The organism is Haemophilus sp. C1 (assembly GCF_001276515.1).
Lineage (GTDB): Bacteria > Pseudomonadota > Gammaproteobacteria > Enterobacterales > Pasteurellaceae > Haemophilus.
Map to the genome: position 1 here is coordinate 94,939 of NZ_LDVZ01000005.1, position 11,158 is coordinate 106,096.

At 36.4% G+C, this 11,158-nt stretch carries 14 protein-coding genes; 9 read left to right on the forward strand and 5 right to left on the reverse strand.

The features are described 5' to 3' along the window. Positions 1–29: 29 nt before the first annotated feature. From dxs to xseB, 3 genes are read right to left on the reverse strand one after another with little or no spacing between them, the layout of a single operon-like run. A complete protein-coding gene (dxs, locus tag ABW51_RS03405; protein ID WP_053465569.1) occupies positions 30–1,907 on the reverse strand; it encodes a 1-deoxy-D-xylulose-5-phosphate synthase in 1,878 nt (625 codons plus the stop codon). 54 nt (positions 1,908–1,961) lie between these two features. After that, positions 1,962–2,852 (reverse strand): (2E,6E)-farnesyl diphosphate synthase, encoded by an 891-nt coding sequence (gene ispA / locus ABW51_RS03410; RefSeq protein ID WP_053465570.1) that lies wholly within the window; start codon positions 2,850–2,852, stop codon positions 1,962–1,964. Beyond that, positions 2,852–3,091: an exodeoxyribonuclease VII small subunit gene (gene xseB, locus ABW51_RS03415; protein ID WP_005628882.1), complete on the reverse strand. Its 240-nt coding sequence runs from the start codon at positions 3,089–3,091 to the stop codon at positions 2,852–2,854. The genes ispA and xseB overlap by 1 nt, the downstream gene beginning before the upstream one ends. Before the next feature lie 158 nt (positions 3,092–3,249). Between xseB and thiI the strand changes: the two genes are divergently transcribed. The 5 genes from thiI (at position 3,250) to cspD (ending at position 6,269) form a co-directional block, all read left to right on the forward strand. Then, entirely contained in the window at positions 3,250–4,707 is a 1,458-nt protein-coding gene (gene thiI, locus ABW51_RS03420; protein ID WP_053465571.1) for a tRNA uracil 4-sulfurtransferase ThiI, read from the forward strand. A 14-nt stretch (positions 4,708–4,721) separates the two neighbouring features. After that, positions 4,722–5,042, forward strand: coding sequence for a YqcC family protein (locus ABW51_RS03425; protein WP_053465572.1), 321 nt, complete (start codon positions 4,722–4,724; stop codon positions 5,040–5,042). Next, positions 5,036–5,755 carry a tRNA pseudouridine(65) synthase TruC gene (gene truC / locus ABW51_RS03430; protein WP_053465573.1) on the forward strand — a complete coding sequence of 240 codons (720 nt, stop codon included), beginning with the start codon at positions 5,036–5,038 and terminating at the stop codon, positions 5,753–5,755. Before ABW51_RS03425 ends, truC begins: the two co-directional genes overlap by 7 nt. After that, the gene (locus ABW51_RS09735; RefSeq protein WP_005628875.1) at positions 5,748–5,906 is read left to right on the forward strand and encodes a YoaH family protein; all 159 of its coding nucleotides are present in this window, start codon (positions 5,748–5,750) and stop codon (positions 5,904–5,906) included. The genes truC and ABW51_RS09735 overlap by 8 nt, the downstream gene beginning before the upstream one ends. 144 nt (positions 5,907–6,050) lie before the next feature. After that, a complete protein-coding gene (cspD, locus tag ABW51_RS03435; RefSeq protein ID WP_005628872.1) occupies positions 6,051–6,269 on the forward strand; it encodes a cold shock domain-containing protein CspD in 219 nt (72 codons plus the stop codon). Between the two features lie 68 nt (positions 6,270–6,337). Here the strand turns inward: cspD and matP are convergent, their stop codons facing one another. Continuing rightward, positions 6,338–6,784: a macrodomain Ter protein MatP gene (matP, locus tag ABW51_RS03440; protein WP_053465574.1), complete on the reverse strand. Its 447-nt coding sequence runs from the start codon at positions 6,782–6,784 to the stop codon at positions 6,338–6,340. A gap of 125 nt (positions 6,785–6,909) precedes the next feature. Here matP and ABW51_RS03445 point away from each other — a divergent pair, with 125 nt between their 5' ends. Beyond that, on the forward strand, positions 6,910–8,685 hold the full coding sequence (locus tag ABW51_RS03445; protein ID WP_053465575.1) for an AAA family ATPase: 1,776 nt from the start codon (positions 6,910–6,912) through the stop codon (positions 8,683–8,685). Between the two features lie 168 nt (positions 8,686–8,853). Then, positions 8,854–9,387: a bifunctional 3-hydroxydecanoyl-ACP dehydratase/trans-2-decenoyl-ACP isomerase gene (fabA, locus tag ABW51_RS03450; RefSeq protein ID WP_053465576.1), complete on the forward strand. Its 534-nt coding sequence runs from the start codon at positions 8,854–8,856 to the stop codon at positions 9,385–9,387. A gap of 111 nt (positions 9,388–9,498) precedes the next feature. On the opposite strand, the gene ABW51_RS03455 is transcribed toward fabA, so the two are convergent. Further along, positions 9,499–10,062: a DUF1439 domain-containing protein gene (locus tag ABW51_RS03455; RefSeq protein ID WP_053465577.1), complete on the reverse strand. Its 564-nt coding sequence runs from the start codon at positions 10,060–10,062 to the stop codon at positions 9,499–9,501. A 79-nt stretch (positions 10,063–10,141) separates the two neighbouring features. Between ABW51_RS03455 and ABW51_RS03460 the strand changes: the two genes are divergently transcribed. Continuing rightward, positions 10,142–10,864, forward strand: a complete 723-nt coding sequence (locus tag ABW51_RS03460; protein WP_053465578.1) for a hypothetical protein — start codon at positions 10,142–10,144, stop codon at positions 10,862–10,864. Continuing rightward, positions 10,864–10,998, forward strand: a complete 135-nt coding sequence (locus ABW51_RS10465; RefSeq protein ID WP_269432143.1) for a hypothetical protein — start codon at positions 10,864–10,866, stop codon at positions 10,996–10,998. The genes ABW51_RS03460 and ABW51_RS10465 overlap by 1 nt, the downstream gene beginning before the upstream one ends. Positions 10,999–11,158: the final 160 nt, after the last annotated feature.

Sequence of the window (11,158 nt, forward strand, 5' to 3'; positions counted from 1 at the left end):
ACGCGATGAAGTTATCATCGCGTTTATTTTTATAAATCACCTTGCTTTTCAATAAAGTGGAGAATTTTTTCTTCAATTCCTTTTGAATCTAATCCCAAATCTTTTAATGCCTCTTGCTGTGTTGCTTGTGGAATAAAATAATCGGGCAAACCAAGCTGTAAAAGTGCGGTTGATTTTCCAGATGAATTTAGTACTTCAGCAACCGCAGATCCTGCTCCACCTTGAATTGCATTTTCTTCTAATGTGACTAAATAATCATGAGTTTGTGTAAGCACATTAATCATTTCAATATCAATCGGTTTCACAAAACGCATATCGACAACTGTTGCATTGAGTTTTTCTGATGCCTCTAACGCAGATGGTAACAGAGTACCAAAATTTAAAATCGCAATTTTTTGACCTTCTCGGATTAAACGTGATTTACCGATAGGAAGCATTTCTAAAGGTGTTAGTTCAACACCAATGGCATTTCCACGAGGATAACGTACAGCCGCAGGTTTTCCACATTGATAACCGGTATAGAGCATTTGACGGCATTCATTTTCATCACTTGGTGTCATGATAATCATATTTGGAATACAACGCATAAAACTGAGATCAAATGCCCCTTGGTGTGTTGGGCCATCAGCGCCTACGATACCTGCGCGATCAATCGCAAATAGCACAGGAAGATTTTGAATGGCAACATCGTGAATTAATTGATCGTAAGCACGTTGTAGAAATGTCGAGTAAATCGCAACTACGGGTTTATATCCGCCAATCGCGAGTCCAGTGGCAAATGTGACGGCGTGTTGCTCTGCAATCGCCACATCAAAATATTGTTCTGGAAAACGCTGAGAAAACTCCACCATGCCAGAACCTTCACGCATTGCTGGTGTGATACCAATAATTTTGGAGTCTTTTTCTGCCATTTCACATAACCAATCACCAAAAATTTTCGAATAAGTTGGCTTGGTATTATGTTTAGGTAATTCTCCACTGATTGGGTCAAATTTGGGTACGCCGTGGAAACCAATTGGATCTTTTTCTGCTGGTGCGTATCCTTTACCTTTTTTCGTTTTTATATGTAAGAATTGTGGTCCCTTCAGATTACGCATATTCGTAAGTGTTGCCACTAATTCATCAATATTATGCCCATCCACCGGGCCAATATAATTAAAACCGAGTTCTTCAAATAATGTACTTTCTGGCGAGAACATCACTCCTTTCATATGTTCTTCGGTTTTTTTCATAAAGTTTTTTACAGGTGGAACTTTATCGAGAATTTTTTTACTTCCATCTCGTAATGTGGAGTAGATAGAACCAGAGAAAATACGAGCAAGGTGATTATTCAATGCGCCAACATTTTCTGAAATAGACATTTCATTGTCATTTAAAATAACCAACATATCAGTGTGAACAGAACCTGCGTGATTCAGCGCTTCAAAAGCCATTCCAGCAGTAATTGCGCCATCACCGATGACGCATACCGTTTTTCTACCTGCATTTTCTCGTTCTGCGGCGACAGCAATACCTAATCCAGCACTAATAGAAGTAGATGAGTGGCCAACGCTTAATACGTCAAATTCACTTTCTTCACGCCAAGGGAAAGGATGAATACCGTCTTTTTGGCGAATTGTGGACATTTGATCTCGACGACCCGTTAAAATTTTGTGTGGATAAGCTTGATGTCCAACATCCCAAATTAATTGATCAAATGGTGTTTTATACACGTAGTGTAGTGCAACGGTTAGCTCTACAGTGCCTAAACCTGATGCTAAATGCCCGCTAGTTTGACTAACTGATTCTAAAAGATAACCGCGTAATTCTTGGCAGAGTTGTGGTAGCTGATCTTTATTTAAAAGACGTAAATCTTCTGGTGAATTAATCAAAGATAATAAGGGGTAATTGTTCATATTGTTAGTCATTTTAAAAACGTTATAATTTTTGACCGCACTTTGTGAGCATTGATGCGGTCGGTATTAACTTTTTCTAGTAATAATGAATTCAGCTAATGCACGAAGTGCGGTCGTATCAAAAGGAATTTTTTCTAATTCAGACAAAGCACTTTGATATAGATCTTGCGCTTTTTGTTTTGCGCCGCTTAACCCAAGTAATTTTGGATATGTACTTTTATCTAAATCAAGATCGGCGCCGACTTGTTTGCCAATTTCTGCACTATCACCTTCAATATCTAAAATATCGTCTTGAACTTGAAAGGCTAAGCCAATAGCTTCCGCATATTGCGTTAAGGATTGTTCTAAGGTTTTGTCGCCAAAATGCGGAGAACAAATAAAACCTAATTTTAATGCAGCAATCAGCAATGCGCCCGTTTTGTTACGATGGATTAATTCTAATTCGCTTAAACTAATTTGTTTATGCTCAGAGATAAGATCTAAACTTTGCCCTAAGCACATTCCTTGTATACCAGAGCCTTGCGCTAAAATTTTAACTAAAGCCAGTTTTTGTTCAGAAGAAATATCCGGTGTTTTAGTTAACATTTCAAAAGCGAAACTTTGCAGCGCATCGCCTGCAAGAATAGCCGTGGCTTCATCAAATTGGATATGACAAGTAGGATGCCCACGACGTAGGTTGTCATCATCCATTGCAGGTAAATCATCGTGAATTAAGGAATAGGCATGAATGGCTTCAATAGCGGCAGCGGCGTAATCTAAGGTTTGTTTCTCAGCGCCAAGCATTTGACCCGTTGCGTAAACTAAGAAAGGTCGAACTCGCTTACCACCAAGTAATAATGCGTATTTCATTGCGTCAAGCAAAGGCGCATTATGACTTTCAATGCCCTCAAATTGAGCTTCTAAAAAGCGATTGATACGAGTTTGAACCTGTTGTAATTCTTCAGAAAAGTTACCCATTAAGCATTTCCTTCATAATCATTCAGTGGGGCATCTTCTGTTTTTTGCAATAAGATCTGAATGCGTTGTTCTGCTTGTTGTAAACGTTCTTGTCCTAACTTAGCGAGTTGCACACCTTGTTCAAATTCTTTTAACGCTTCTTCTAACGGTAGATCGCCATTTTCTAAATGTGTAACAATATTTTCTAACTGCGCTAATGTTGTTTCAAAATCTTGTGAAGATGCGGGTTTACGCGCCATGGAATTATCCTTTCTCACGGTAAAAATTGCTTGCCATTGTACTGTATTTTACTTGAGTTGTTAAAAAATTATTTCAAGCTAGGACCAGTGGACTTTTCACTATCTTTGCGTAAAATACTCGCCACTTTAAATACCCAAGAAATACCTAAGCTATTTATATGAAATTTATCGTTAAACTTTTTCCTGAAATCATGATTAAGAGCGAAACTGTTCGTAAACGTTTCGCAAAAATTTTAACCTCTAATATCCGCAATATTTTACAGAAATATGATGAAGAAACTGCAGTTGTACGTCACTGGGATTACATTGAAGTGCGGTCAAAAAATGAAGAAAATCGTGAAGAACTAATCGCCTTGTTACAACGTATTCCCGGTATTCATCATTTTTTAGAGGTTGAAGAAAAAACGTTTACCGATTTACATCATATTTTTGAATTGACGCTTGCTGATGTCTCGCAACAACTTCAAGGCAAAACTTTTTGTGTTCGAGTAAAACGTAAGGGAAAACATAAATTTAGTTCGATTGAAGCTGAACGTTATATCGGCGGTGGATTAAATCAACATATTGAAAGCGCAAAAGTGCGGTTGAAAAATCCAGATGTAACTGTTCGTATTGATATTGAAGATGACAAAATGATGTTAGTTAAAGCACGTCACGCAGGGATTGGCGGTTATCCGATTGGGACGCAAGAGGATGTGCTTTCTTTGATTTCTGGGGGATTTGATTCAGGCGTATCGAGTTACATGTTGATTCGTCGTGGTTCTCGAGTTCATTATTGTTTCTTTAATCTTGGCGGCGCAGCCCATGAAATTGGCGTAAAACAAATGGCTTATCATATTTGGCAACGCTATAGCTCTTCACATAAAGTACGCTTTATTGCGATTAACTTTGAAGGAGTTGTCGGTGAGATTTTAGAGAAAGTCGATAACGGCCAAATGGGTGTTGTATTAAAACGGATGATGGTGCGAGCCGCAAGTAAAGTCGCTCAACGTTTCAATATTGAAGCGATTGTGACAGGGGAGGCATTAGGACAAGTTTCTAGCCAAACTTTAACCAATTTACGCTTGATCGATGAAGCTGCAGATGCCTTAGTATTACGCCCATTAATTACGCATGATAAAGAACAAATTATCGCGATGGCGAAAGAAATTGGTACCGACGATATTGCAAAATCTATGCCTGAATTTTGTGGAGTGATTTCAAAAAATCCTACGATCAAAGCTGTTCGTGAAAAGATTTTAGAAGAAGAGGGGCATTTTAATTTTGAGATTCTTGAAAGTGCGGTACAAAATGCGAAATATTTAGATATTCGCCAGATCGCAGAAGAAACAGAAAAAGAAGTCGTAGAAGTCGAGGCTATTTCTGTATTAGGTGAAAATGAAGTGATTTTGGATATTCGTAGCCCAGAAGAAACGGATGAAAATCCATTTAAATCGGATACACATGAAGTCATTCAAATGCCGTTCTACAAACTTTCTTCTCAATTTGGTAGCCTTGATCAAAGTAAAAATTACGTGTTGTATTGTGAACGTGGTGTGATGAGCAAATTACAAGCCTTATATTTGAAAGAAAATGGTTTTTCAAATGTGCGTGTATTTGCAAAAAACATTCATTAATTAGGATATAAAATATGCGTAATCAAACTAAACAGCATCTTGAACAGCTTCAAATTACCATGCAGCAGCTTAATTTATGGCAAACGATGCCCCCTGCTGCAGAGGCCTTTTTAAGTGAGGAGCCTTTTTCTATTGATACGATGTCTGCCGAAGAGTGGCTACAGTGGGTATTTATTCCACGCATGCAGGCATTGTTAGAAAGCGGTGCTACTTTACCAAATAAAATTGCTATTTCTCCTTATATTGAAGAAGCAATGAAGGAATTTGATGAGTTACAAAAACTATTAACTCCTTTAGTTGCTTTAGAAGAACTTCTGAACAAGAAAGAATGTTAGAAATTTTATATCAAGATGAGTTTCTAGTTGCGGTGAATAAGCCTGCTGGTATGTTGGTTCATCGCAGTTGGTTAGATCCTCATGAAACTCAATTTGTGATGCAAACCTTGCGAGATCAGATCGGTCAGCACGTATTTCCTATTCATCGTTTAGATCGACCGACATCTGGCGTGTTGTTATTTGCATTGAACAGTGAAATTGCGAATTTAATGTGTGAACAGTTTGAACAAAAGTGCGTTCAGAAATCTTATTTGGCTGTAGTGCGAGGATATCTACAGGGAAAAGAGCGGATAGATTATCCACTAAAAATCCAATTGGATAAAATCGCAGATAAATTTTCTCAAGAAGATAAAGAGCCTCAAGAAGCCGTTACTGATTATGTGGGTTTAAAAATAGTCGAAATGCCTTATCCTGCTGGGCGTTATCAAACGGCGCGTTATTCTTTAGTGAAATTAATTCCTCATACAGGTAGAAAACACCAACTACGTCGCCATATGAAACATATTTTTCATCCGATTTTAGGGGATACGCAATATGGTGACTTACATCAAAATCGTGCATTAATGTCACATTTAGGTTGTTCTCGATTATTTTTACATTCTGATAGTTTGTCTTTTATTCATCCAATAACGAAAGAGCGAATAACAATTACAGCAGGGCTAGATGAACAATGGCAGCAATTAATGAATCAATTTGGATGGGAAAATGTTTGATATTAACTTAACACACGAACAGCAACAAAAAGCAGTTGAACAAATTCAAGAACTTATGGCAAAAGGAATTAGTAGTGGAGAAGCCATTCAAATAGTGGCGAAAGCACTACGAGAAATTCATAAAAATGATAAAAAAACTCCAGAAAATTAAATTTTTTGTGATCTACTTATCATTTTTGAATATTGCTCATTGCATAACCGATCAAAATATTTGAATATAACGTCCATACGAGGTGATAAGGCGAGAGTCTTATTGATTTATTGTTTTAGTAGGCGAAGCCTAGAGAGGTCTTTTATGGAAATTGGTGTTGTGAAATGGTTCAATAATGCAAAAGGATTTGGTTTCATTTCCGCAGAAGGCGTGGATGCCGATATTTTTGCACATTATTCAGTGATCGAAATGGACGGTTATCGTTCATTAAAAGCAGGTCAAAAGGTGCAATTTGAAGTTATCCACGGAGACAAAGGATCTCATGCCACGAAAATAATTCCACTTGTGGATAATCAAGAGTAATGCGAATACTCTAAATTTTTTCTCTATTAGTCCTAACTCAAAAAGACAAGAATTGCAGCTTGTCTTTTTTATTTTAATAAATTCTTTAAACTGGTTTTCATTGCCGCCATTTGATTTTCAAATTGTGCTTTGCTTTCTCTTTCGTCAATCATATACGTAATTGTTTCCGAAAGTGTCATCTTCATTTTTCGAGAATATTTAGAAAGACGTAGCCAAACCGCATATTCCAAATCAATGGATTTTTTCTTGGTATGTTGTTTTTCTCCATTAAAAAAGCGTTTACGGCGGGCACGAATGGCTTGATCAAGCTTAATTGGTAAGGACGGAGAAAGATGATTCTTAATCCATTCTTCAATTTTTTCTGGATAATTTTGGGATTCTAATAATTCTTGGGCTTTAGCTTCTTGCAAACTGCGTTCTTCATAACGCGTGATATTTTCCCCTTCACGATATTTACGAATTAGGTAAATCCATTTCCAATTAGCTTCTTGATTTTCGAGTTTTTGGTATTTCATTTTTATTATTGAGTGACGTGGTAACTGCATTAATATACGTGTTTTTATGCCGATTTTCTAGTGGATTTTCACAAGGCTATTAAATATGCGATAATGTGGCTAATTTTTCTAGAAAGAGACCAGCCGTGAGTTCATCATTTTCTCAACAACAAGCTATTGAGCAATCTTTAAATTGGCAGGCATTACAACCTGATTTGGCAATTCAAAATTTTCCTTTAGAACTAGTGGATTTCTGGGTATTACAACCGAATGCCACACAGGCTATCGATTTATTTTTACGCCATCCAACGCGTTCTTTATTGATGATGAAAGTCGGTGAGCCAGTTGAATATGCGGAGTTATTGCAAAATTTTATATCGCAAAACCATCATAAAGTGCGGTCAATTTTTGGTGTGAATTATGTGATAGAGCAGGGGGACTCTTTTTCTTTTCCGCATATTTATACTGAGCCTGCAAAATCTTTAGATGATAATTTTGCCAGTCAAGGAGATGTGTTAAGCGCATTGTATTGTGATCAATTCCAGCTTTTCGGTAGTTTTCGGATTCATCCAAGTTCACAAGATATTCAATTAGTGCCAGGATTAGTGCATAAAGCTAATGGCGGAGTTTTGATTTTAAGTGCGGCAACATTGTTATCTCAATTTGATTTGTGGGGGCGATTAAAACAAATTCTGCAAACCCAAACTTTTGATTGGTATTCAGCCCATCCGTTTAAAAATTTACCTTGTGATATACCAGGCTATGCGCTGAACTTAAAAGTGATTATACTTGGTAATCGTACTGAATTAGCCACTTTGGCTGAGCTAGAAGAAAACCTTTATTCTTTTGCCGATTATGCTGAAATTGAAAGCTATGTTTCTGTGGCTGAAGTGGAGGAACAAAAAACGTGGGCGGGTTATGTACAACAAATGGCTCAAGAGCAAAATATTGAGCTAGATTTTTCGGCGTTAAATAAACTCTATCAATTATTAGTTCGTGAAAGTGAAGATCGCTTTTTAATTAATGCATCTCCTCTAAAATTAAAAGAAATATTACAAGATGTTTCAACTTTTGCAGAAAAAACAGCATTAAGTGCTGAGGATTTTGAGGATATTTTTCAACAAAAATTGGCGCAATATGGTTTCCTAAAAGAACAAATTTATGCCGATATTTTAAATGAGCAAGTTTATGTTGAAACTCAAGGTGAAATTGTTGGGCAAATTAATGGCCTTTCGGTGATCGAATATCCAGGTACGCCCGTATGTTTTGGTGAACCTTCGCGTATTAGTTGCATTGTGCAATTTGGCGAAGGGGAAGTGATCGACGTTGAAAGAAAAAATGAACTAGCGGGAAATATTCATGGTAAAGGCATGATGATTGCACAAGCTTGCCTTTCCAATATATTAGACTTGCCATCGCAATTGCCATTTTCTGCCTCATTAGTGTTTGAACAGTCCTATGGTGAAATTGATGGTGATAGTGCATCTTTGGCTATTTTCTGTGTGCTAGCCAGCGCCTTGGCTGATTTGCCTTTGCCTCAAAATATCGCAATTACAGGATCGATTGATCAATTTGGACTTGTTCATTCTGTTGGTGGGGTAAATGATAAGATTGAAGGCTTTTTTACTATTTGCCAACGTCGTGGTTTGACAGGAAAACAAGGTGTAATTATTCCAATGACGACCATTCAGCAACTGAGTTTGTCTGATGAAGTGAAAAGTGCGGTAAAAAATGGTGAATTTTTTATTTATCCTGTAGAAGATATTTATCAAGCTTGCGAATTATTATTTAATCGTGATTTGCTAGATGAAAACAAAGATTATACAGAAAAAACGGAGCCTTTATCTCGTCTTATTCAACGTCGAATTGAGGGACGAGCGGATTCAGAAAGAAAAGGTTTTTGGAATTTCTTCCGTCCTTAATAGATAAAAGCGAACATTTGTTCGCTTTTATTTCTTCTATAATCTATCAAAGTGACTGCTCCGACAAGTTTTGCGAACAAGTGTTAGCTATTTACACTTTGCTATGTTCTCTTTAGAATGTTTTATATCAGTTTTAAACTGAATTTCTCATATATAAAGGAACCTAAAATGCAAAACACTTGTACACCTAATAAAAAAAGTAGCTATTCTTATGATGATTTGCTCGCGTCAGGTCGTGGCGAATTATTCGGTAAAGAAGGGCCACAATTACCCGCTCCGACCATGTTGATGATGGATCGCATTATTGAAATGAATGAGGAAACAGGTGCTTTTAGTAAAGGGTATATTGAAGCCGAACTTGATATTAAGCCTGAATTGTCATTTTTTGGTTGTCATTTCATTGGCGATCCAGTAATGCCTGGTTGTTTAGGATTGGATGCTATGTGGCAGCTTGTTGGGTTTTATTTAGGCTGGATTGGTGGCAAAGGAAAAGGCCGAGCATTAGGAGTTGGCGAAGTAAAATTCACAGGGCAAATTTTGCCGACGGCTAAAAAAGTGGTGTACCGAATCCATATGAAACGAGTTATTAATCGTAAACTAGTGATGGGAATGGCTGATGGTGAAGTTGAAGTAGATGGTCGCGTTATTTATACAGCAACAGACTTAAAAGTTGGACTATTTCAAGATACCTCAGCATTTTAATTTTTCTTTATGAATTCATACAAAAGAGCAGTGAAAATTTTTCTTAGATTTTCACCGCTCTTTTTATCCTTCTATCAATAAGCAACGTTCAATTACATCATATAAATATCATCAGAACATGTTCGTCTCTAAGGAAAGTTGTCCTTTTTCTATACGGATTTCTTTAGCAAATTTTTTTATAAGCATATCACGCATATTGTTTTTATCTAATGTATAAACAGGAATATTTTCCAGTAATTTAGCGACATTCTCATTTAAAAAAGGCATGATTGTTTGCATTTGTTGCATATATTGCTGTGGTTCTCCTGACCAACGTAAAATACGCATTTTCTTTAAATAAACCGCGCCTTCTTCAGGATTATAATAAGGAATTGTATCGAAGGTCAGATTTAATTTTCCTGGCAATTTTTTATTGCCAAATTGAAATAAACCCTCTAAAGTACCGCTGATTTCTACGCGTTTATCATTAGTTTGTCCAATTTTGGTACTCAAATTTCTTACTTGATAATCAAGAAAAAATAATCCTGGTAAGCCAAATTTATCCGCAATAGCGCCCTTCTCTTGTAGATATTGATTAATTTGAGATTCAGTTATTGAAAAAGGTGAGGCCGATATATTAGGGGATACCGCTAAAATAGACGTTAACGTAAGAAATAATAATTTAATTTTTTTCATATTTAATTTTTAATTAAGTTAAAAGCAAAATAAAAATGGTGGACAAATATACCACAAATACCGATGGAGTGATGTCGTAATGAGCCCTGAATTTAAAGAATATGTTAATCAATTAGTTATAGCACATCGTGATGAAAGAATTTATCCTTTTCAATATGAAGGCAAGAAATTTTGGTTGAAACAACCTGAAAAATTGAAAGGGATTTGGCTATTATTAAAACCTAGACCTAAGCAATCTTTTAAAAATGAATTACAAACTTTATTAAATCTTTCTGAAAAAAATGCGTTAGTTCCAACGGTCTTTTATTACGATGAGGATTTTTTTGTTTTGGAAGATGCGGGAGCCACTGTATCACAATTGCTATGTGATAAGAAGATAGATGATCAGCAAAAATTTTCGATTATTTATGACGCTTGTCTCGCTTTGATTGATTTACATGATAAAAATTTGGTACATGGTCGTCCTGCTATTCGAGATATTACTTGGGATAAAGGAAAAGTTACTTTTCTTGATTTTGAATCTCGTTCAAGTAGTCAAAATCAAAATTGGTTAATCGTTCGAGATATGCTATTTTTCTTTAATAGCTTATGTCGAGAAGAAGATATTTCGGATACTTTTATTCAAAAAGTTGCCTTGTATTATCAAGCACATTGTGAAGCGAAAAATTGGCAGAATATGATTATATACTTGCAGCGTTTTCGCTGGATTTACTATCTTTTGTTACCTTTTAAACCTATTGCAAAGACAGACTTAATTGCCGTTTATCGATTATTTGAAATTTTATTAATAAAGAAAAAATGATGAAGAAAACACTTTTTATTATTGCATTATCAAGCATATTAACTGCTTGTACTGTAGGTGGTGGCGTCAGCGCCGGTGGCGGAAGTAACGGCGTTGGATTAGGATTGGGGATTGGCTCTGGTATTCGGTTCTAGTGATGATGAAAAGTGCGGTAAGTTTTAGCAAAGTTTTTAAGGAACTTAGTAAAACTTCTTGCATTTTAAATTTTTATCACTATAATGCCCCCCATATTTCGGACGCGGGGTGGAGCAGCTTGGTAGCTCGTCGGGCTCATAACCCGAAGGCCGTCGGTTC